The sequence below is a fragment of the Streptomyces sp. NPDC028314 genome (assembly GCF_055565795.1).
The window spans coordinates 208,730-231,226 of record NZ_JBVHTP010000013.1 but is presented as its reverse complement, the minus strand read 5'-3'; the positions used below and the strand labels follow the sequence as shown (position 1 = coordinate 231,226).

The 22,497-nt window shown below is 68.3% G+C and carries 17 protein-coding genes and 1 tRNA gene; 15 read left to right on the top strand and 3 right to left on the bottom strand.

Features of this window, described 5'->3' with window-relative positions; translation table 11 throughout:
- Positions 1-166: 166 nt before the first annotated feature.
- Genes ACZ4TG_RS28370 through ACZ4TG_RS28360 form a run of 3 tightly spaced genes read left to right on the top strand, consistent with a single transcriptional unit; the run spans position 167 to position 2,142 of the window.
- Positions 167-565: a DUF3291 domain-containing protein gene (locus tag ACZ4TG_RS28370; RefSeq protein WP_468167668.1), complete on the top strand. Its 399-nt coding sequence runs from the start codon at positions 167-169 to the stop codon at positions 563-565.
- Complete coding sequence (locus tag ACZ4TG_RS28365; protein WP_468167744.1) at positions 562-1,710, top strand: UDP-N-acetylmuramate dehydrogenase; 1,149 nt, start codon at positions 562-564, stop codon at positions 1,708-1,710. The genes ACZ4TG_RS28370 and ACZ4TG_RS28365 overlap by 4 nt, the downstream gene beginning before the upstream one ends.
- A 15-nt stretch (positions 1,711-1,725) precedes the next feature.
- Positions 1,726-2,142 (top strand): hypothetical protein, encoded by a 417-nt coding sequence (locus ACZ4TG_RS28360; protein WP_468167666.1) that lies wholly within the window; start codon positions 1,726-1,728, stop codon positions 2,140-2,142.
- On the opposite strand, the gene ACZ4TG_RS28355 is transcribed toward ACZ4TG_RS28360, so the two are convergent.
- Together ACZ4TG_RS28355 and ACZ4TG_RS28350 are read right to left on the bottom strand one after the other, a co-directional pair.
- Entirely contained in the window at positions 2,132-3,151 is a 1,020-nt protein-coding gene (locus ACZ4TG_RS28355; RefSeq protein ID WP_468167664.1) for an adenosine deaminase, read from the bottom strand. The two genes, ACZ4TG_RS28360 and ACZ4TG_RS28355, sit on opposite strands and share 11 nt — an antisense overlap.
- Positions 3,152-3,324: 173 nt before the next feature.
- Positions 3,325-4,551, bottom strand: a complete 1,227-nt coding sequence (locus ACZ4TG_RS28350) for a pyridoxal phosphate-dependent aminotransferase (RefSeq protein ID WP_468167662.1) — start codon at positions 4,549-4,551, stop codon at positions 3,325-3,327.
- Between the two features lie 204 nt (positions 4,552-4,755).
- On the opposite strand from ACZ4TG_RS28350, the gene ACZ4TG_RS28345 reads away from it, so the two are divergent.
- From ACZ4TG_RS28345 to ACZ4TG_RS28295, 11 genes are all read left to right on the top strand, one after another.
- A tRNA-Trp gene (locus ACZ4TG_RS28345) sits at positions 4,756-4,828 on the top strand.
- Positions 4,829-4,933: 105 nt separating this feature from the next.
- Positions 4,934-5,215, top strand: coding sequence for a preprotein translocase subunit SecE (gene secE / locus ACZ4TG_RS28340; RefSeq protein WP_030298162.1), 282 nt, complete (start codon positions 4,934-4,936; stop codon positions 5,213-5,215).
- Positions 5,216-5,299: 84 nt separating this feature from the next.
- A complete protein-coding gene (gene nusG, locus ACZ4TG_RS28335; RefSeq protein ID WP_468167660.1) occupies positions 5,300-6,208 on the top strand; it encodes a transcription termination/antitermination protein NusG in 909 nt (302 codons plus the stop codon).
- A 168-nt stretch (positions 6,209-6,376) separates the two neighbouring features.
- The gene (gene rplK / locus ACZ4TG_RS28330) at positions 6,377-6,811 is read left to right on the top strand and encodes a 50S ribosomal protein L11 (RefSeq protein ID WP_385232894.1); all 435 of its coding nucleotides are present in this window, start codon (positions 6,377-6,379) and stop codon (positions 6,809-6,811) included.
- 89 nt (positions 6,812-6,900) lie between these two features.
- Positions 6,901-7,629, top strand: a complete 729-nt coding sequence (gene rplA, locus ACZ4TG_RS28325; RefSeq protein ID WP_468167658.1) for a 50S ribosomal protein L1 — start codon at positions 6,901-6,903, stop codon at positions 7,627-7,629.
- 207 nt (positions 7,630-7,836) lie between these two features.
- Positions 7,837-8,709, top strand: coding sequence for an SCO4651 family lipoprotein (locus ACZ4TG_RS28320; RefSeq protein WP_468167656.1), 873 nt, complete (start codon positions 7,837-7,839; stop codon positions 8,707-8,709).
- Positions 8,710-8,762: 53 nt separating this feature from the next.
- On the top strand, positions 8,763-9,674 hold the full coding sequence (locus ACZ4TG_RS28315; RefSeq protein WP_468167654.1) for an SCO4651 family lipoprotein: 912 nt from the start codon (positions 8,763-8,765) through the stop codon (positions 9,672-9,674).
- A 283-nt stretch (positions 9,675-9,957) separates the two neighbouring features.
- On the top strand, positions 9,958-10,488 hold the full coding sequence (gene rplJ, locus ACZ4TG_RS28310) for a 50S ribosomal protein L10 (RefSeq protein WP_385000460.1): 531 nt from the start codon (positions 9,958-9,960) through the stop codon (positions 10,486-10,488).
- Between the two features lie 110 nt (positions 10,489-10,598).
- Positions 10,599-10,982, top strand: coding sequence for a 50S ribosomal protein L7/L12 (rplL, locus tag ACZ4TG_RS28305; protein WP_468167652.1), 384 nt, complete (start codon positions 10,599-10,601; stop codon positions 10,980-10,982).
- 597 nt (positions 10,983-11,579) lie between these two features.
- Positions 11,580-15,062 carry a DNA-directed RNA polymerase subunit beta gene (gene rpoB / locus ACZ4TG_RS28300; protein ID WP_468167650.1) on the top strand — a complete coding sequence of 1,161 codons (3,483 nt, stop codon included), beginning with the start codon at positions 11,580-11,582 and terminating at the stop codon, positions 15,060-15,062.
- 97 nt (positions 15,063-15,159) lie between these two features.
- Positions 15,160-19,059 carry a DNA-directed RNA polymerase subunit beta' gene (locus ACZ4TG_RS28295; protein WP_468167648.1) on the top strand — a complete coding sequence of 1,300 codons (3,900 nt, stop codon included), beginning with the start codon at positions 15,160-15,162 and terminating at the stop codon, positions 19,057-19,059.
- 128 nt (positions 19,060-19,187) lie between these two features.
- Here the strand turns inward: ACZ4TG_RS28295 and ACZ4TG_RS28290 are convergent, their stop codons facing one another.
- Complete coding sequence (locus ACZ4TG_RS28290; protein WP_468167742.1) at positions 19,188-21,662, bottom strand: YfhO family protein; 2,475 nt, start codon at positions 21,660-21,662, stop codon at positions 19,188-19,190.
- A gap of 463 nt (positions 21,663-22,125) precedes the next feature.
- Here ACZ4TG_RS28290 and rpsL point away from each other — a divergent pair, with 463 nt between their 5' ends.
- Positions 22,126-22,497, top strand: a complete 372-nt coding sequence (gene rpsL / locus ACZ4TG_RS28285; RefSeq protein ID WP_007265893.1) for a 30S ribosomal protein S12 — start codon at positions 22,126-22,128, stop codon at positions 22,495-22,497.

Sequence of the window (22,497 nt, the reverse complement as noted above, 5' to 3'; positions counted from 1 at the left end):
GCAGCCCGAGCCAGGCCACCGAGCCAGCCCGAGCCAGGCCACCGAGCCAGCCCGAGCCAGGCCACCGAGCCAGCCCGAGCCAGGCCACCGAGCCAGCCCGAGCCAGGCCACCGAGCCAGGCCACCCAGCCCCACCCCGCCCGAGCCAGATCGAAGGAGTGTCCGCCGTGCCCGACATCCCCTGGTCCACGCCCACCCAGGCCGCCCCCGGCGCCGAGGTCTACGTCATGGCCTCCCGCTTCGAGACCGCCACCCTCCCCGGCGCCTTCAAGTTCTTCCTCAAGGCCCCCGGCATCATCGGCCAGATCCGCAAGGCCCCCGGCGCCCACGGCGTAGCCCTGCGGGCCCGCGTCTTCAGCCGCACCTTCCTCACCCTCTCCGCATGGCAGGACCGCGACGCGCTCTACCGCTTCGCGGGCAGCGAGCCCCACCGCTCCAGCTCCCGCGCCGCCAGCGCGTACATGAAGGAGTCCGCCTTCACCTTCTGGAGCGTCCCGGCCGCCGAGCTCCCCATCACCTGGGCCGAGGCCGAACGCCGCCTCGCCGAGAAGGAGCGCAGCTACTGAGCCCCGGCACACGGGGGAAGAAGGGGAACAAGAGGTACGGTCCGTGGCCCCGCAGGGATGCGAGGGGGACGGACCGTACTCTTGTCCACGTGCAGGAACTCCACGACGCCCCCCTCGCCCCGCTGACCACCTTCCGCCTCGGCGGCCCCGCGGCCCGCCTGGTCACCGCGACCACCGACGCCGAGGTGATCGCCGCGGTCCGTGCCGCGGACGAGAGCGGCACCCCGCTCCTGATCATCGGCGGCGGCAGCAACCTGGTCATCGGCGACCAGGGCTTCGCCGGCACCGCCCTGCGCATCGCGACCACCGGCTTCACCCTGGACGGCAGCCACCTGGAGCTCGCCGCGGGCGAGAACTGGAGCGACGCCGTCGCCCGCACCGTCGAAGCCGGCCTCGCCGGAATCGAGTGCCTCGCCGGAATCCCCGGCTCCGCAGGCGCCACGCCCATCCAGAACGTCGGGGCGTACGGCCAGGAGGTCTGCGACACCATCACCGAGGTCGTCGCGTACGACCGCACCAGCGGCGAAACGGTCACCCTCAGCGCCGCCGAGTGCCGGTTCCGCTACCGCAACAGCACCTTCAAGGACCAGCCCGACCGGTACGTCGTCCTGCGCGTCCGCTTCGCCCTGGAGGACGCGGGCGGCCTGTCCGCACCGATCAAGTACCCCGAGACCGCCCGCGCGCTCGGCGTCGAGGCCGGCGACCGGGTCCCGGCCGCCGCCGCCCGCGCGGAGGTGCTGCGTCTGCGCGCCGGCAAGGGCATGGTCCTCGACCCCGCGGACCACGACACCTGGTCGGCCGGTTCGTTCTTCCACAACCCGATCCTGACCGACGAGGCCTACGCCGCCTTCCTCGCCCGCGCCCAGGACCGCCTCGGCCCGGACACCGCCCCGCCCGCCTACCCCGCGGGCGAAGGCCGTACGAAGACCAGCGCGGCCTGGCTGATCGACAAGGCCGGCTTCACCAAGGGCTACGGCACCGGCCCCGCACGCATCTCCACCAAACACACCCTCGCCCTGACCAACCGCGGCGAGGCCACCACCGAAGACCTCCTCGCCCTGGCGCGCGAGGTCGTCGCGGGCGTCCACGCCGCCTTCGGCGTCACCCTGGTCAACGAACCGGTGACGGTCGGCGTCAGCATCTGAGGAGCCCCGGCCGCCATGCGATGTCCCCTGCACGGGGCCGGTACGGACCCCACCCGCCTGGTGGGACGCACGATCAGCAGCGTCGTCGCGTCCTGGCACGTCTACGAGGGCGAGCGCTCCGAAGCCCCCCTCGACGTCTGGCTGATCGACAGCGAAGGCGAGTCCACCCGCATCACCACCGGGTCCGACCAGTGCCTCATCGTCGAGTCGGAGGGCCCGCACGAACCGGTCGACATGGGGGAGTGGGGCCGTATCGAGGTCGGCGAGGACCTCGGCTACCACCCCTTCCTGCGCCACCTCGGCCAGACCGTGGCCAGCGTGGCCGAGTACGCCGTGCCCGAGACCGGCCGCACCCACCTGGAGATCGGCTTCGCGGACGGCGACCGGGTGCGCGCCGACTGCTACGAGGGGGACCTGCGGCTCACCCGGTGAGCCAGTGGTCGATCCCGTCCAGCAGCTTGGCCTGTACGTCCTCGGGCGCGGCCGAACCGCGCACCGACTGACGGGCCAGCTCGGCGAGTTCCGCGTCCGTGAAGCCGTGGTGGAGGCGCGCGATCTCGTACTGGGCCGCCAGCCGCGACCCGAACAGCAGCGGGTCGTCCGCCCCCAGCGCCATCGGCACCCCGGCCTCGAAGAGCTTGCGCAGCGGCACGTCCTCGGGCCGCTCGTAGACCCCCAGGGCCACGTTGGAGGCCGGGCAGACCTCACAGGTGATCTGCCGGTCCGCCAGCCGCTTCAGCAGCCGGGGGTCCTCGGCGGCCCGTACGCCGTGCCCGATGCGGGCGGCGTGCAGATCGTCGAGGCAGTCCCGGACGGACGCCGGGCCGGTGAGCTCGCCGCCGTGCGGGGCCGCGAGCAGGCCGCCCTCGCGGGCGATGGCGAAGGCCCGGTCGAAGTCCCGGGCCATGCCGCGGCGCTCGTCGTTGGAGAGGCCGAACCCGACGATGCCGCGGTCGGCGTAGCGGACGGCGAGCCGGGCCAGGGTACGGGCGTCCAGCGGGTGCTTCATCCGGTTCGCCGCGATGATCACCCGCATCCCGAGGCCGGTTTCCCGGGAGGCGGAGTCCACGGCGTCCAGGATGATCTCGACGGCCGGGATCATCCCGCCGAGGAGGGGGGCGTAGGAGGTGGGATCCACCTGGATCTCCAGCCAGCCGCTGCCGTCCCGTACGTCCTCCTCGGCGGCCTCGCGGACCAGGCGGCGGATGTCGTCGGGCTCGCGCAGGCACGAGCGGGCGGCGTCGTAGAGCCGCTGGAAGCGGAACCAGCCGCGCTCGTCGGTGGCGCGGAGCTTCGGGGGCTCGCTGGCGGTGAGGGCGTCCGGGAGGCGCACGCCGTACTTGTCGGCGAGCTCCAGGAGGGTCGATGGTCGCATCGAGCCGGTGAAGTGCAGGTGGAGGTGGGCCTTCGGCAGAAGCGTGAGATCGCGTACGTGCTCCATCTGGTGATCCTGCCGTACTTGTCCCCCGAATGGCAGCCGCATTCCCTGAACGGGACCTTGCCCGAACGGAAATTCTGGGTCCGGGGCGGGACTCCGCCCCGGGCAAACGCCCGAGCGGCGGCCCCCCGCCGGGGGAGCCGCCGCTCAGGGACCTGCTGCGAACCGCCGGAGGCCTAGGCCTTGGCCTCCGCGAGGAGCTTCTGGATCCGGGACACGCCCTCCACCAGGTCCTCGTCGCCCAGGGCGTACGAGAGGCGCAGGTAACCCGGGGTGCCGAAGGCCTCGCCCGGGACGACCGCGACCTCGACCTCGTCGAGGATGAGGGCGGCCAGCTCGACGGAGCTCTGCGGGCGCTTGCCGCGGATCTCCTTGCCGAGGAGCTGCTTGACCGAGGGGTACACGTAGAACGCGCCTTCGGGGGTCGGGCAGACCACGCCGTCGATCTCGTTCAGCATCCGCACGATCGTCTGGCGGCGGCGGTCGAAGGCCGTGCGCATCTCGTGGACCGCGTCCAGGTTGCCGGAGACGGCGGCCAGCGCCGCGACCTGCGCCACGTTGGAGACGTTGGAGGTGGCGTGCGACTGCAGGTTGGTCGCGGCCTTGACGACGTCCTTGGGGCCGATGATCCAGCCCACGCGCCAGCCGGTCATCGCGTACGTCTTGGCGACGCCGTTGACGACGATGCACTTGTCGGCCAGCTCGGGGACGATCGCCGGGAGCGAGACGAACTTCGCGTCGCCGTAGACCAGGTGCTCGTAGATCTCGTCCGTCAGCACCCACAGGCCCTTGTCGGCGGCCCAGCGGCCGATCGCCTCGGCGTCCGCCTCGGAGTACACGGCGCCCGTCGGGTTGGACGGGGAGACGAACAGGACGACCTTCGTGCGCTCGGTGCGCGCGGCCTCCAGCTGCTCGACGGAGACCCGGTAACCGGTCGTCTCGTCGGCGACGACCTCGACGGGGACACCGCCCGCGAGGCGGATCGACTCCGGGTAGGTGGTCCAGTAAGGGGCCGGGACGATGACCTCGTCGCCCGGGTCGAGGATGGCCGCGAACGCCTCGTAGATCGCCTGCTTGCCGCCGTTGGTGACCAGGACCTGCGAGGCGTCGACCTCGTAGCCGGAGTCGCGCAGCGTCTTGGCGGCGATCGCGGCCTTCAGCTCGGGCAGACCGCCGGCCGGCGTGTAGCGGTGGTACTTCGGGTTGCGGCAGGCCTCGACCGCCGCCTCGACGATGTAGTCCGGCGTCGGGAAGTCGGGCTCGCCCGCGCCGAAGCCGATCACCGGACGTCCGGCGGCCTTGAGGGCCTTGGCCTTGGCGTCCACGGCGAGGGTGGCGGACTCGGAAATGGCGCCGATACGGGCGGACACCCGGCGCTCGGAGGAAGGCGTTGCAGAGGTCATGGAGCCAATCGTCCCAGACGGCCAAGAAGCCCCGCACACCGTTTCAGTGAGCGGACGCGACAGATCCGGATGACCTTGCCGACGCCTTCTGTTCGACGTCAGGGCCGGGACCACGTACACTCACCTGTCGTTGGTCCTCACCAGCCGCTCCAGAGCGTGAGCACTCCGTGCACTCGCCCGGATGCGGTAGGTTGGGGAACGCAAAGGGTCGTAGCTCAATTGGTAGAGCACTGGTCTCCAAAACCAGCGGTTGGGGGTTCGAGTCCCTCCGGCCCTGCTCCACACTCCTTCTCGGACGTGTGCGCAGGTACGTACTTCGATGCAACGCCGTGCGGCGCAACCGGGCGCGGCTACGGCCACGACCCGGATTCAGGTGAGAGACGTGACGGACGCCCTGGGCTCCATCGACATGCCTGACGCCGAGGACGACACTCGCGAGAAGAAGGCCCGCAAGGGCGGCAAGCGCGGCAAGAAGGGCCCCCTGGGCCGGCTCGCGCTGTTCTACCGCCAGATCGTCGCGGAACTCCGCAAGGTTGTATGGCCGACCCGCAACCAGCTCACGACGTACACCACTGTGGTGATTGTCTTCGTCGTCATCATGATCGGTCTGGTGACCGTGATTGACTATGGGTTCCAGGAAGCCATCAAGTTCGTCTTCGGCTGATCCCCGCGGAGGGCGGCGCCTTGATGGGTGCCGCCCGTTTTCGCATGTTCGACCACCTTTTGTATCCAGGAAGAAGCAGCCACCGTGTCTGACCCGAACCTGAACGTGAGCCCCGACTCCGTCGAGTCCGTCGAGGACGCGCTCGACATCGTCGAGGCTGCGGACGCTGTGGACCCCGACGAGGCCGAGCGCGCCGACGCCAAGGCGGTCCCCGCCGAGGAGGCCGCGCTCCACGTCGTGGACGAGGCTGACGCCGATGCCGAGGTCGAGGACGACGCAGAGGCCGAAGAGGCCGCCGACGACGCCGAGATCGACGAGGACGCCGTCGTCGCCGAGGCCGACGAAGAGGCAGAGGAGGCCGCCGAGGCCGAGCCTGTCGACCCCATCGAGGCCCTCCGCCAGGAGCTGCGCACTCTGCCCGGCGAGTGGTACGTGATCCACACCTACGCGGGCTACGAGAAGCGCGTGAAGGCGAACCTGGAGCAGCGCGCCGTCTCGCTGAACGTCGAGGAGTTCATCTACCAGGCCGAGGTGCCCGAGGAAGAGATCGTCCAGATCAAGAACGGCGAGCGCAAGAACGTCCGGCAGAACAAGCTGCCCGGGTACGTTCTCGTCCGCATGGATCTGACGAACGAGTCCTGGGGCGTCGTCCGTAACACCCCCGGTGTCACCGGCTTCGTCGGCAACGCGTACGACCCGTACCCGCTGACGCTGGACGAGATCGTCAAGATGCTCGCCCCGGAGGCGCAGGAGAAGGCCGCCAAGGCCGCCGCGGAAGAGGCCGGCCTGCCCGCGCCCGCCGTCAAGCGCACCATCGAGGTCCTCGACTTCGAGGTCGGCGACTCGGTCACCGTCACCGACGGCCCGTTCGCGACGCTCCAGGCGACGATCAACGAGATCAACCCGGACTCGAAGAAGGTCAAGGGTCTCGTCGAGATCTTCGGCCGCGAGACCCCGGTCGAGCTCAGCTTCGACCAGATCCAGAAGAACTGATCAAGTTCCTCTGGGAAACTGCTTCGAACAGGTCAGATCGCCCCTAAAAGGGCGGTCTGACCTGCTCGGTTTTTAGCCTCGCACCGATACCCGTTATCGTGGTGCGGTATGCCTCCATCCGGATGACCGGTTGGCGGCGAAAACTCTCACTAGGACCCGGAGAGAGCAATGCCTCCCAAGAAGAAGAAGATCACGGGGCTTATCAAGCTCCAGATCAAGGCCGGTGCGGCCAACCCGGCTCCGCCGGTCGGCCCCGCGCTCGGTCAGCACGGCGTCAACATCATGGAGTTCTGCAAGGCCTACAACGCCGCGACCGAGTCGCAGCGTGGCATGGTCGTGCCGGTGGAGATCACGGTCTACGACGACCGTTCCTTCACCTTCATCACCAAGACGCCGCCGGCCGCGCGCCTCATCCTGAAGAGCGCTGGCGTGGAGAAGGGCTCTGGCGAGCCGCACAAGACCAAGGTCGCGAAGCTTACGCGTGACCAGGTCCGCGAGATCGCCACGATCAAGCTCCCCGACCTGAACGCCAACGACCTGGACGCCGCCGAGAAGATCATCGCCGGCACCGCCCGTTCCATGGGCATCACGGTCGAAGGCTGATTCAGCCACCCCCCTCGCACCACCAGTGGTAGGGCCTGCGCCGGCCCGCACCACGACTCCACGCCTGAAGTCACAACACAGGAGCAGAAGTGAAGCGCAGCAAGACTCTCCGCGCTGCGGACGCCAAGGTCGACCGGGAGAAGCTGTACGCCCCGCTCGAGGCCGTCCGTCTCGCCAAGGAGACCGCCACCACCAAGTTCGACAGCACCGTCGAGGTCGCCTTCCGCCTGGGCGTTGACCCGCGCAAGGCCGACCAGATGGTCCGCGGCACCGTGAACCTCCCGCACGGCACCGGCAAGACCGCCCGGGTCCTGGTCTTCGCGACCGGTGACCGTGCTGCGGCCGCGGAAGCCGCCGGCGCCGACATCGTCGGCGACGACGAGCTGATCAACGAGATCGCCAAGGGCAACCGCCTGAACGAGTTCGACGCCGTTGTCGCCACGCCGGACCTCATGGGCAAGGTCGGCCGCCTCGGCCGCGTGCTCGGTCCCCGTGGCCTGATGCCGAACCCGAAGACCGGCACCGTCACCATGGACGTCGCCAAGGCTGTCACCGAGATCAAGGGTGGCAAGATCGAGTTCCGCGTCGACAAGCACTCGAACCTGCACTTCATCATCGGCAAGGTCTCCTTCACCGATGAGCAGCTGGTCGAGAACTACGGCGCGGCCCTGGACGAGATCCTTCGTCTGAAGCCGTCCGCCGCGAAGGGCCGCTACGTCAAGAAGGCCGCCCTGAGCACCACGATGGGCCCCGGCATCCAGCTGGACTCCAACCGCACCCGGAACCTCCTCGTCGAGGAAGACCCGGCCGCGGTCTGAGCCTCACGGCTCCGAGCCTGACGGCTCACTGAACGGCTGAACGGGCCCTTCGGCTCCCTTCGGGGAGACGGAGGGCCCGTTTTTCGTGCGCCCCTTTTGTGGGGCCCGCCACACCCGTGCCCATGACCGGAAATACATACGACTGCGGGAAGGCGCGCCGCGTAAGGTCAAAACCAAACAAACGATCACACCAGGGGTGGGGACTCCATGCTTTCTTACCGAAGGAAGACCGCCGGCGCGGCGCTGGCCGCCGTACTGCTCGTGGGTGGGGCCACGGCCTGCGAGAGCGGCAAGAAGGACGACGCCGGCAAGGCCGCGTCCGCGCAGGGGAAGCCGGCCGCGGAGCAGCAGGCCGCCCCGGGCGGCGCGAACGCCGCCCCGGCCGCCTACCTGGAGAAGGCGAAGAAGAAGTCCGAGGAGCTCACCTCGCTCCGCTACACCATGTCCGGGACCGCCCAGGGCCAGCGCATCGAGGGTGACGTCGCCCTGCGCCTGAAGCCCTCGGTGGCGATGGCCATGAAGATGTCCGCCCCCGGCCAGACCGAGTCGGTCGAGATCCGCCTGCTCGACGGTGCCATGTACATGGGCAGCGAGGGCAAGTGGATGAAGTTCGACATCAAGTCCCTGGACCCGGACTCGGCCAAGCAGCTGGACCAGCTCGGCAACGCCTCGCAGTCGGGCGAGAACCCGGGCGACCGGGCCGGCGAACTGCTCAAGGCCCAGGACCTCAAGGTGGTCGGCGACGAGACCGTCGACGGCGTGAAGACGAAGCACCTCTCCGGCACCGTCACGCTCGACCAGATGCGGGCCGCGGCCGCGGCGGCCTCCCCGGAGGCCAAGGCGCGCCAGGAGAAGTCGGTCACGAAGCTCGAGGCCGAGGGCGTCCGGAGCCTGGCCGTCGACATGTGGATCGACGAGAGCGACCACACCAAGCAGGTCCGCACCCGGGGTGAGTCGGCCAAGGGCCCGATGGACCTGACCATGAAGTTCACCGACCTCAACAAGCCCGTCGAGGTGACCGCCCCGCCGGCCGACCAGGTCATGGACCTGGCGCAGATGATGAAGGACGGCGAGAGCTGACCGGCTCGCACCGCCCGCACGAAGAGATCCGTATTTCCATGGGGGAGCACAAGATGAACAAGGCTGTCTGGACGCGAACCGGTGCCGCCCTCGCGGGCGCCGCACTGCTCGCGGGCGGCCTCACGGCCTGCGACGGCGAAGCGGCCGCCACGGGCGAGAACGACAGCACCGGGAGCTCGGCCGGGAGCAAGGGCGCGGCCAAGCCCCCGGCCCCCGCGGAGGCGGTGAAGGCGGCGTACCTGAAGACGGTGCCGGCCAGGTTCGCGACGATGGACATGACCATCACCGGGCGCTCGGGCAAGACCGAGCAGTTGCGCGGGACCAAGGGCTGGTACCCGTCCAGCACCGGCATCGAAGCCCAGGGCCCGGGCACCGAGCCCCAGATCATGCTGGGCGACGTCATCTACACCCACATGGACAAGCCCCTGGAGGGCAAGTCCTGGATGAAGATGCAGCTGAACAAGGACGGGAAGCCCCGCCCCCGGTTCAACGACGACCCCGCCGACTACCTCGCGCTGCTGCTGGGCCAGGAGAAGCTGAAGCTGGTCGGCACGGAGCAGACCGACGGCGCGGAGGCCCAGCACTACAAGGGCAGCTTCACCAACGCCGACCTGCTCGCGGCGGACGAGTCCACCAAGGTGATGGAGCAGGCGAACCGCCAGTACCTCCACGAGGCGCTGAAGGACTACACGAGCATGGAAGTCGACCTGTGGATCGGCAAGGACGGCCTTCCCGTCCGCGTCGACAGCGTGCAGGGGACCAAGGACGCCACGACGAAGATCTCCGCCAAGTTCTCCGGCTACGGGACCGCCGCGCCGGTGGTCGCACCGCCCGCGGACCAGGTGGCCGACTTCGACGCGGTCATGAAGGGCATCGACGACACCCTCAAGGACGCCGACGACAAGCTCGACGAGGCCGACCAGACGCTGAAGGACGCCGGACTGGGCGGTCTGAAGCGCTCCTGAGGCGCTCCGACCTGCGCCCCGGGGGCTTTGCTGAGGCGATTTGCCTTGGCTCGACCCCTTCACGTACGCTTCACCAGAAGCCAAAGACCGCTGGTCGTTGCCGTGCTCGCAAGAGCGCGGTGGCCGAAGGATCCGCTGAGTGCGGACGTCCTGCGCAGGTGTTCGTGGAGAAGCTCCCGGAGTGATTCGGTCGAGCTTACGCCCCGTGCGCTTGCGCCGGGGCGTTCGTGTTTTTCAGCCCCTTCTGAGCGGTCCTCATCACCCGGAAGGAGGCCGACGCTCTATGGCAAGGCCCGACAAGGCTGCCGCGGTAGCCGAGCTCACGGACGCGTTCCAGAGCTCGAACGCCGCCGTGCTGACCGAGTACCGGGGTCTCACCGTCGCGCAGCTCAAGACGCTGCGTCGTTCGCTCGGTGAGAACGCCCAGTACGCCGTGGTGAAGAACACGCTGACCAAGATTGCGGCCAACCAGGCCGGGATCACCGCGCTGGACGAGCACTTCGCTGGTCCGACCGCGGTCGCCTTCATCACCGGTGACCCGGTGGAGTCGGCGAAGAGCCTGCGTGACTTCGCCAAGGACAACCCGAACCTCATCATCAAGGCGGGTGTCCTTGATGGTAAGGCGCTCACCGCCGATGAGATCAAGAAGCTTGCGGACCTCGAGTCCCGCGAGGTTCTGCTCAGCAAGCTGGCCGGCGCGTTCAAGGGCAAGCAGTCTCAGGCTGCCTCGCTCTTCCAGGCGCTGCCGTCGAAGTTCGTCCGCACCGCGGAAGCGCTTCGCGTCAAGCTCGCCGAGCAGGGCGGTGCCGAGTAATTCGGCTCGCGCACTGATCCACGCCGCCTAGTGCGTGGGTCGTAGCGGGCCGTTACGCCCGCCTCTATATACATCCGGCACCTGCCGAATTAGTGGAAGGATCGCCCATCATGGCGAAGCTCTCTCAGGACGACCTCCTCGCCCAGTTCGAGGAGATGACCCTCATCGAGCTCTCCGAGTTCGTGAAGGCCTTCGAGGACAAGTTCGACGTCACCGCCGCCGCGGCCGTCGCCGTTGCCGGTCCGGCCCAGGGTGGCCCGGTTGCCGACGCCGCCGAGGAGCAGGACGAGTTCGACGTCATCCTCACCGGTGCCGGCGACAAGAAGATCCAGGTCATCAAGGTCGTGCGCGAGCTGACCTCCCTGGGTCTGAAGGAGGCCAAGGACCTCGTCGACGGCGCTCCGAAGCCGGTCCTCGAGAAGGTCGCCAAGGAGGCCGCTGACAAGGCCGCCGAGTCCCTCAAGGCTGCCGGCGCGGCTGTCGAGGTCAAGTAACACCTCAGAGGCTCTCTGAAGCCTCTTCAAAGGGCGATCACCCGTAAGGGTGGTCGCCCTTTGGCATGCCCGGAGAGCCTGACTTGCCCTGGTCCCGTTGGGGAGTAGGGTGATCTTCGTTGCCTCGAGGCTGGGTCCGGAGATGATCCGCTCGGAGCAGGGGGCCTTGACGAACGGCCAGCGGCGCGCAATTCTCAGACCCGTTGTGGGCCGGTCGACGCGATCCGGAATCCGAGGCACGGATTGACGATCCGAGGCATGGATCGACTACGAAGAGGGCAGTACTGATACGCGCTCTGTGTACGGGGTACCGGGGCCGCAACGTTGGACGCAGGGTTGGTTTGAACGACATGGGGAAGGCCTGTTGCCGGTTTCCGGAAACCTGGTCTGGACATCAGTGAGCCGAGTGGCTACACTGACCCTTTGCGCTGCCTGTTAGCTGCCCCCTGCCCGTCGCCAGGGGCATGCCCACGCTTGAGCACACCTGACTGATCCGCCCTGACCTGGTCTTTCCGGCCAGATTGAAAGCGTCTGTCTTCTGTGTCGGCTGGGACCGGTACGCGCGTAGTGAGTCCGAGCCCTCGGAAGGACCCCCTCTTGGCCGCCTCGCGCAACGCCTCGACCAATACGAACAACGGTGCCAGCACCGCCCCGCTGCGCATCTCCTTTGCAAAGATCAAGGAGCCCCTCGAGGTTCCGAACCTCCTGGCGCTGCAGACCGAGAGCTTTGACTGGCTGCTCGGCAACTCCGCCTGGAAGTCTCGCGTCGAGTCGGCGCTTGAGAGTGGACAGGACGTCCCCACCAAGTCCGGTCTGGAAGAGATCTTCGAGGAGATCTCGCCGATCGAGGACTTCTCCGGGTCGATGTCGCTGACCTTCCGCGACCACCGTTTCGAGCCGGCGAAGAACTCTGTCGACGAGTGCAAGGACCGCGACTTCACGTACGCGGCGCCGCTGTTCGTCACGGCCGAGTTCACGAACAACGAGACCGGAGAGATCAAGTCTCAGACGGTCTTCATGGGCGACTTCCCGCTCATGACCAACAAGGGCACGTTCGTGATCAACGGCACCGAGCGTGTCGTCGTATCGCAGCTTGTCCGTTCCCCTGGTGTCTACTTCGACTCCTCCATCGACAAGACGTCCGACAAGGACATCTTCTCCGCCAAGATCATCCCGTCCCGGGGTGCCTGGCTGGAGATGGAGATCGACAAGCGCGACATGGTCGGCGTCCGCATCGACCGCAAGCGCAAGCAGTCCGTCACCGTCCTCCTGAAGGCTCTCGGCTGGACCACCGAGCAGATCCTCGAGGAGTTCGGCGAGTACGAGTCCATGCGCGCCACCCTGGAGAAGGACCACACCCAGGGCCAGGACGACGCGCTGCTCGACATCTACCGCAAGCTGCGTCCGGGCGAACCGCCGACCCGCGAGGCCGCTCAGACGCTGCTCGAGAACCTCTACTTCAACCCGAAGCGCTACGACCTCGCGAAGGTCGGCCGCTACAAGGTGAACAAGAAGCTCGGCGCGGACGAGCCGCTGGACGCCGGTGTGCTCACCACCGATGACGTCATCGCGACGATCAAGTACCTGGTCAAGCTGCACGCCGGCGAGACCGAGACGACCGGCGAGTCCGGCCGTTCGATCGTCGTCGAGACCGACGACATCGACCACTTCGGCAACCGTCGTCTGCGCAACGTCGGCGAGCTCATCCAGAACCAGGTCCGCACGGGTCTGGCTCGTATGGAGCGCGTCGTCCGCGAGCGGATGACCACCCAGGACGTCGAGGCGATCACGCCGCAGACCCTGATCAACATCCGGCCGGTCGTCGCCTCCATCAAGGAGTTCTTCGGCACCAGCCAGCTGTCGCAGTTCATGGACCAGAACAACCCGCTGTCGGGCCTCACCCACAAGCGCCGCCTGTCGGCGCTCGGCCCCGGTGGTCTGTCCCGTGAGCGGGCCGGCTTCGAGGTCCGAGACGTCCACCCGTCGCACTACGGCCGCATGTGCCCGATCGAGACCCCTGAAGGCCCGAACATCGGTCTGATCGGCTCGCTCGCGTCCTACGGCCGCGTCAACGCGTTCGGTTTCGTCGAGACCCCGTACCGCAAGGTCGTCGACGGTGTCGTCACCGACGAGGTCGACTACCTCACGGCCGACGAGGAAGACCGCTTCGTGATCGCCCAGGCCAACGCCGGCCTGAACGACGAGATGCGCTTCACCGAGAACCGCGTGCTGGTCCGCCGTCGTGGTGGCGAGATCGACTACATCGCCGGTGACGACGTCGACTACATGGACGTCTCGCCGCGCCAGATGGTGTCCGTCGCGACCGCGATGATCCCCTTCCTCGAGCACGACGACGCCAACCGTGCCCTCATGGGCGCGAACATGATGCGCCAGGCCGTTCCGCTCATCAAGGCGGAAGCGCCGCTCGTCGGCACCGGCATGGAGTACCGCTGTGCGGTCGACGCCGGTGACTCGATCAAGGCGGAGAAGGACGGTGTCGTCCAGGAGGTCTCGGCCGACTACATCACCGTCGCCAACGACGACGGCACGTACACCACGTACCGCGTCGCCAAGTTCTCCCGCTCGAACCAGGGCACCTCGGTCAACCAGAAGGTCATCGTCAACGAGGGTGACCGCATCATCGAGGCCCAGGTCCTCGCCGACGGTCCTGCGACCGAAGAGGGCGAAATGGCCCTCGGCAAGAACCTGCTCGTCGCGTTCATGCCCTGGGAAGGCCACAACTACGAGGACGCGATCATCCTGTCGCAGCGCCTCGTACAGGACGACGTCCTCTCCTCGATCCACATCGAGGAGCACGAGGTCGACGCCCGTGACACCAAGCTGGGCCCCGAGGAGATCACCCGGGACATCCCGAACGTCTCCGAGGAGGTCCTCGCCGACCTCGACGAGCGCGGCATCATCCGCATCGGTGCGGACGTCGTCGCCGGCGACATCCTGGTCGGCAAGGTCACGCCCAAGGGTGAGACCGAGCTGACCCCGGAGGAGCGTCTGCTCCGCGCGATCTTCGGTGAGAAGGCCCGCGAGGTGCGTGACACCTCGCTCAAGGTCCCTCACGGTGAGATCGGCAAGGTCATCGGTGTCCGCGTCTTCGACCGCGAGGAGGGCGACGAGCTTCCTCCGGGCGTGAACCAGCTGGTCCGCGTCTACGTCGCCCAGAAGCGCAAGATCACCGACGGCGACAAGCTCGCCGGCCGCCACGGCAACAAGGGTGTCATCTCCAAGATCCTTCCGATCGAGGACATGCCCTTCCTGGAAGACGGCACGCCGGTCGACATCATCCTGAACCCGCTGGGTGTCCCGTCCCGAATGAACCCGGGACAGGTCCTGGAGATCCACCTCGGCTGGCTCGCCAGCCGCGGCTGGGACGTCTCCGGCCTGGCGGAGGAGTGGGCCGAGCGTCTGAAGGTCATCGGCGCCGACAAGGTCGCGCCCGGTACCAACGTCGCCACCCCGGTGTTCGACGGTGCGCGTGAGGACGAGCTCGCCGGCCTGTTCGAGCACACCATCCCGAACCGCGACGGTGACCGTCTGGTCCTGCCGTCCGGCAAGGCGCGTCTGTTCGACGGCCGCTCCGGTGAGCCGTTCCCGGACCCGATCTCGATCGGGTACATGTACATCCTCAAGCTCCACCACCTGGTCGACGACAAGCTCCACGCGCGGTCGACCGGTCCGTACTCGATGATCACGCAGCAGCCGCTGGGTGGTAAGGCGCAGTTCGGTGGCCAGCGCTTCGGTGAGATGGAGGTGTGGGCGCTCGAGGCTTATGGCGCCGCTTACGCCCTCCAGGAGCTGCTGACCATCAAGTCCGACGACGTCACCGGCCGCGTGAAGGTCTACGAGGCCATCGTCAAGGGCGAGAACATCCCCGAGCCGGGCATTCCCGAGTCCTTCAAGGTGCTCATCAAGGAAATGCAGTCGCTCTGCCTCAACGTGGAGGTGCTGTCCTCGGACGGCATGTCCATCGAGATGCGCGACACCGACGAGGACGTCTTCCGCGCGGCGGAGGAGCTCGGTATCGACCTGTCCCGGCGCGAGCCGAGCAGCGTCGAAGAGGTCTGACGGGCCTGACGGGGGGCTCGCTCAAGAGCCCCCCGTCATCCCCGGGACCGTTCAGACCATGATTGAGACTCGACCCCGAAAGAGGGATTGACGCACAGTGCTCGACGTCAACTTCTTCGACGAGCTGCGGATCGGCCTTGCCACCGCGGACGACATCCGAACCTGGTCGCACGGCGAGGTCAAGAAGCCGGAGACCATCAACTACCGCACCCTCAAGCCCGAGAAGGACGGACTCTTCTGCGAGAAGATCTTCGGTCCGACCCGGGACTGGGAGTGCTACTGCGGTAAGTACAAGCGTGTCCGCTTCAAGGGCATCATCTGCGAGCGCTGTGGCGTCGAGGTCACGCGCGCCAAGGTGCGTCGTGAGCGGATGGGCCACATCGAGCTTGCCGCTCCCGTCACCCACATCTGGTACTTCAAGGGCGTCCCGTCGCGCCTTGGCTACCTGCTGGACCTCGCGCCGAAGGACCTCGAAAAGGTCATCTACTTCGCCGCGTACATGATCACGTTCGTGGACGACGAGCGCCGCACCCGCGACCTCCCGTCGCTGGAGGCCCACGTCTCCGTCGAGCGCCAGCAGATCGAGAACCGCCGTGACGCGGACCTCGAAGGCCGTGCCAAGAAGCTCGAGACCGACCTGGCCGAGCTCGAGGCCGAGGGCGCGAAGGCCGACGTGCGCCGCAAGGTGCGCGAAGGTGCCGAGCGCGAGATGAAGCAGCTGCGCGACCGTGCGCAGCGCGAGATCGACCGTCTCGACGAGGTCTGGGCGCGCTTCAAGAACCTCAAGGTCCAGGACCTCGAGGGCGACGAGCTGCTCTACCGCGAGCTGCGCGACCGCTTCGGTACGTACTTCGACGGTTCGATGGGTGCCGCGGCGCTGCAGAAGCGCCTGGAGTCCTTCGACCTCGAGGAGGAGGCCGAGCGCCTCCGCGAGATCATCCGTACCGGCAAGGGCCAGAAGAAGACCCGCGCGCTCAAGCGCCTCAAGGTCGTCTCCGCGTTCCTGCAGACCAGCAACAGCCCCAAGGGCATGGTTCTGGACTGCGTCCCGGTCATCCCGCCGGACCTGCGTCCGATGGTGCAGCTGGACGGTGGCCGCTTCGCGACCTCCGACCTGAACGACCTGTACCGCCGCGTGATCAACCGCAACAACCGTCTGAAGCGTCTGCTCGACCTCGGTGCCCCCGAGATCATCGTGAACAACGAGAAGCGGATGCTCCAGGAGGCGGTCGACGCCCTCTTCGACAACGGCCGTCGCGGTCGCCCGGTCACGGGCCCCGGCAACCGTCCGCTGAAGTCCCTGAGCGACATGCTCAAGGGCAAGCAGGGTCGATTCCGTCAGAACCTTCTCGGTAAGCGCGTGGACTACTCCGCGCGTTCCGTGATCGTCGTCGGTCCGCAGCTGAAGCTGCACCAGTGCGGTCTGCCCAAGGCCATGGCGCTGGAGCTCTTCAAGCCGTTCGTGATGAAGCGCCTGGTCGACCTGAACCACGCGCAGAACATCAAGTCGGCGAAGCGCATGGTCGAGCGCGGCCGCACGGTCGTCTACGACGTGCTCGAAGAGGTCATCGCCGAGCACCCGGTCCTGCTGAACCGTGCGCCCACGCTGCACCGCCTCGGCATCCAGGCCTTCGAGCCCCAGCTGGTCGAAGGCAAGGCCATCCAGATCCACCCGCTCGTCTGCACCGCGTTCAACGCGGACTTCGACGGTGACCAGATGGCCGTGCACCTTCCGCTCTCCGCGGAGGCGCAGGCCGAGGCCCGCATCCTGATGCTGTCCTCGAACAACATCCTCAAGCCGGCCGACGGCCGTCCGGTCACGATGCCGACCCAGGACATGGTCCTCGGTCTGTTCTTCCTGACCACCGACGGTGAGCTCCGTGACGTCAAGGGCGAGGGCCGTGCGTTCGGCTCGACCGCCGAGGCGATCATGGCGTTCGACGCCGGCGAGCTCGCGCTCCAGTCGTCCGTCGACATCCGCTTCCCGGTCGGCACCATGCCGCCGCGCGGCTGGGTGGCGCCGGTCGCCGAGGAAGGCGAGCAGGAGTTCCAGCCGGGCGACAGCTTCCGTCTGAAGACCACCCTGGGTCGCGCGCTCTTCAACGAGCTGCTGCCCGAGGACTACCCGTTCGTCGACTACTCGGTGGGCAAGAAGCAGCTCTCCGAGATCGTCAACGACCTGGCGGAGCGCTACCCCAAGGTCATCGTGGCGGCGACGCTCGACAACCTGAAGGCGGCCGGCTTCCACTGGGCGACCCGTTCGGGCGTCACCGTGGCCATCTCCGACGTTGTCGTGCCCGAGGCCAAGAAGGCCATCGTCGCGGGCTACGAGGCGATGGACGAGAAGGTCCAGAAGCAGTACGAGCGCGGTCTGATCACCAAGGACGAGCGCACGCAGGAGCTCATCGCGATCTGGACCAAGGCGACCAACGAGGTTGCCGAGGCGATGAACGCGAACTTCCCCAAGACGAACCCCATCTTCATGATGGTTGACTCGGGTGCCCGAGGAAACATGATGCAGATGCGACAGATCGCCGGTATGCGTGGTCTGGTGTCGAACGCGAAGAACGAGACCATCCCGCGTCCGATCAAGGCGTCCTTCCGTGAGGGCCTCACCGTTCTGGAGTACTTCATCTCCACGCACGGTGCCCGTAAGGGTCTGGCGGACACCGCCCTGCGTACCGCCGACTCGGGTTACCTCACCCGTCGTCTGGTGGACGTCTCGCAGGACGTCATCATCCGCGAGGAGGACTGCGGCACCGAGCGCGGCCTCAAGCTCAAGATCGGTGTCAAGGACGAGGCCGGCGTTCTGCGCAAGGCCGACGACGTCGAGACCTCCATCTACGCCCGCATGCTGGCCGAGGACGTCGTCATCGACGGCAAGGTCATCGCGCCGGCGAACGTGGACCTCGGTGACGTGCTCATCGACGCCCTCATCGCGAACGGCGTCGAGGAGGTCAAGACCCGCTCGGTCCTGACCTGTGAGTCCGCGGTCGGCACCTGTGCCTTCTGCTACGGACGCTCGCTCGCCACCGGCAAGCTGGTCGACATCGGTGAGGCGGTCGGCATCATCGCCGCCCAGTCCATCGGTGAGCCCGGTACCCAGCTGACGATGCGTACCTTCCACACCGGTGGTGTGGCCGGTGACGACATCACGCAGGGTCTGCCGCGTGTCGTCGAGCTCTTCGAAGCCCGTACCCCGAAGGGTGTCGCCCCGATCTCCGAGGCCGCCGGCCGCGTGCGGATCGAGGAGACCGAGAAGACGAAGAAGATCGTCATCACGCCCGACGACGGCAGCGAGGAGACGGCGTTCCCGATCTCCAAGCGCGCCAAGGTCATCGTGCACGAGGGCGACCACGTCGAGGTGGGCCAGAAGCTCACCATGGGTGCCACCAACCCGCACGACGTGCTGCGCATCCTCGGCCAGCGTGCCGTCCAGGTCCACCTGGTCGGCGAAGTCCAGAAGGTCTACAACTCGCAGGGCGTGTCGATCCACGACAAGCACATCGAGATCATCATCCGGCAGATGCTGCGCCGCGTGACGATCATCGAGTCCGGCGACGCGGAGCTCCTGCCGGGCGAGCTCGTCGAGCGGTCGAAGTTCGAGACCGAGAACCGTCGTGTGGTCACCGAGGGCGGGCACCCCGCCTCCGGCCGTCCGCAGCTGATGGGTATCACCAAGGCCTCGCTCGCCACCGAGTCGTGGCTGTCGGCGGCGTCCTTCCAGGAGACGACCAGGGTTCTGACGGACGCGGCGATCAACGCCAAGTCCGACTCCCTGATCGGCCTCAAGGAGAACGTCATCATCGGTAAGCTCATCCCGGCCGGTACGGGTCTGTCCCGCTACCGCAACATCCGGGTCGAGCCCACCGAGGAAGCCAAGGCCGCGATGTACTCGGCCGTCGGCTACGACGACATCGACTACTCGCCCTTCGGCACCGGCTCCGGCCAGGCTGTCCCGCTGGAGGACTACGACTACGGCCCGTACAACGGCTAAGGCTCGTAAGTCGAAGCCCCCCGCCGCTCCGAGAGGAGTGGCGGGGGGCTTCTTCGTGTTCGGGGGCGGGGGCGGGGACGGTGCCGGGGGCTGCGGGGACGGGGACGGTGCCCCGGCCGCCTGCGCCGTCAGCCGCGGCGGCGGCGGAGGTACGTGGCCGTGGTGACCGAGAGGAGGGTCAGCAGGGCCAGGGCGGCCGCCGCCAGGCCCGGGGTGAGGCCCTTCGGGGTGAAGGTGCAGGCGACCTTGTCGGTGCCCGCGGGGAGGGGCAGGGAGACCAGGCCGTTGAAGGAGGCCGGGTCGGCGGCCGCCCGGGAGCCCGCCGAGCACTGCCAGCCCGGGACGGCCGTCATGGCGAAGACGGCGGTGCCGGAGGCGCCCCGGGGGAGGGTGGCTTCGATGGTGTGCCCGCCCGCGGTGACCTTGGTGGCGCCGGTGGCGGTGAGGCGCTGGACCGCCGCGTCGAGCCGGGCCCGGTCGAGGCAGCCCACGGGGTGCGCCCCGGCGGTGGCGTTCTCGGTCCGGGTGTGGACCGTGATGTCGAGCCGGCCCGAGGCGGGGACCTCGCCGAGCGGCACGACGCCGCTCATCCGGTCCTCCAGCGGGCGGGTGGCGCCGCCGGTCGCGAGGGTTCCGTAGATCTCGGGGGAGTACCAGTACGCCCGGGAGCCGGGTGTGCAGCGGGCCGCGTACGTCTGCTCGGTGGCGGTGCCGCCGCGCGTGACCTGCGGGACCTCGTAGACGGTGGAGCCCAGGACGGTCTCCTGGCGGGCCCAGACGCTGTCCGCCGGGTTGGGGGAGGCGTACTCCCCGCTGCGGACCGTCACCAGGGGCGGAGCCGGGAACTTCGAGCCCGTCCAGGTGCTCGGGGCGGAACCCGGGCGGACCCGGGCCCCGATCGAGAAGATCGCGTCGAGGACGGGGTTGTCGGCGCCGAAGAAGGTCCGGCCGTCGTTCTTGAAGCCGTATCCGAGGGGCTCCAGGGCCTGGTACGTGACCTCCGGGAGGTAGCTGCTGTAGTACTGCGGGCCCTCCGCCTGAAGGGCCAGGGCGTCGTTGTACGAGGTCTGCGGCGCGCCCGAGTCGGTCCGGTACGCGGGCCACCCGTCCACCCCCCGGACGGCGTCGAGGTGGTTGCCGATCGACTGGCTGGAGGTGGCGGCCGGCTTCGCCCAGCGCTCGCGGGCCCGCCGGGCGTCGGCGCTCGCCGCGGCGACGGTGGACTCCGCGAAGACGACGCCGACCATCAGGACGGCCGCGACGGGGATCAGTACCCGGCGCTTCTCGCCCAGCCCCAGCAGGATCAGCGCGAGCAGCGAGACGGCCCCGCCGCCGAGCACGGCCGGCCAGGTCCAGCCGCCGAAGTCGTCGGTGTGCCGGAGCACGAAGGTGGCCACGACCAGCAGGCCGGCCGTCAGCGCCAGGTGCAGCGGGCGCGGCCGGTTGGCCAGCGCCAGCCAGGCGACGATCACCACCATGCCGCTGAAGACGAAGGCTTCCCGGTACGGATTGCCGTTCGGGACGGCCAGGCCGTGCCAGACGTACTGGGTCGGCGGGAACTGGAAGGAGACGACCACCAGCAGCGTCGCCGCGGCCCACACGAGCCGGGTCTTCTTCGCGATCGCGGTGTTGAACAGGAAGGCGCCGGCCAGGATCAGCCCCAGCGAGGCCACGTACAGCCGCGGGCGCCCGCCCCACAGGTGCGTGGCCGGCAGCATCCCCGCCAGGAAGATCTCGATCCGTACCGGGTCGAAGGCGGCGGCCTTGGTGGGCTGCGCGGCGCCGCTGGAGAGGAAGGACGGCAGCAGCAGGGGCAGGGTGAGCAGGATTCCGGTCGCGGCGGCGGTGCCGGCCCGCGCCACCGCGCGCAGCCGCTGGGCGCCGGTCATGTCGAGGATGACGAGCCGGATCCCGAGCAGCACGCAGGCGGCCATCGTGGCCATCATCGCGGTGTAGAAGTTCCCGAACCAGGCCAGGGCGACGAGCAGCGCCACCCCCGGCCAGCGCCGCCCCTCCAGGCACCACTCGACGGCGATGCCGAGCATGGGCAGCGCCACCAGCCCCCACAGCCACATCGGGATGTACGAGGCGTCGCTCAGCGCCCAGCCGCACAACCCGTACGTGGCTCCGAGCACGCCCCGCTGCCACCACGGGCCGGGCTGGAGCTTGCCGAGGTACACCGCCATCAGCGCGGCGGCGGTGCCCATGGTGACCGGGGAGACCACGAAGACGGCCAGGTCCACGTGCTCGCGCGGGACCAGCACGGCCAGCCAGGAGAAGGGGTTGCCGAGGTACGTGTAGTAGTCGGACAGGAACTGCTGGCCGAAGCCGCCGCGCCAGCTGAAGAACAGGTCGCCGGCGGCCTGGCCGTGCACGAGGTCCCACAGGGCGCGGTGGAAGGGCACGTACTGGTTGGCCTGGTCGTTGATGGCCCGGCCGGTGTTGCCGAAGGGGAAGCTGCCGCGGGCGGCCCAGGCCGAGCAGAAGGCGGCCGAGGTGATGAGGAAGGCGAGCAGCGGGCCGTACCAGCCGCGCAGGCGGCGCCGGGCCGGCGGGTCCGGCCGAGCGGACGGAGCGTCCTGAGCCCTGGGCTCCGAGGCCACGGTTCCCAATGCTCTGCTCCCTGCTGATCGTGATCGACGGCGCCGGGTGGCGGTTTTGTCCGGCTCGTCAGTCTAGGGCGAGCGGGGGAGGCCTCCGGCGAGCGCGTGTCGACGTACCACATCCGAGCGGTTCCCGCACAACCGCGCTATCGCGCCGGGGCCGTCCGGGCGCCGAACCCTTGGCGCGTCTGGCCTGTGGGTGTGTGGCGCAGGAGGGGCCTCCGGGGCTGCCGGGCTTTTGTTTTGACCGGAGTGGATGAGGTAGGTACGCTCAGACCTTGTGCCTGGGGTGTGCCTGGGCTCCCGTGCGTGTCCATCAACCGCATAAGAGCCGAATCAGCCGCCGCGATCCAAGCGTTTCCGTGCTTGCACGGAGGTCCGCCGGATCCGACACACCCGACCGCGTGGGTCGGCAACGTTCCAGGTTAGCTTCACTACACGGCACACAGAAACCGGAGAAGTAGTGCCTACGATCCAGCAGCTGGTCCGTAAGGGCCGGCAGGACAAGGTCGAGAAGACAAAGACCCCCGCGCTCGAGGCTTCGCCCCAGCGTCGCGGCGTCTGCACGCGTGTGTTCACGACCACCCCGAAGAAGCCGAACTCGGCGCTGCGTAAGGTCGCGCGTGTGCGTCTGACCTCTGGCATCGAGGTCACCGCTTACATTCCGGGTGAGGGACACAACCTGCAGGAGCACTCGATCGTGCTCGTGCGTGGTGGCCGTGTGAAGGACCTGCCGGGTGTTCGTTACAAGATCATCCGCGGTGCGCTTGACACCCAGGCTGTCAAGAACCGCAAGCAGGCCCGCAGCCGCTACGGCGCCAAGAAGGAGAAGTAA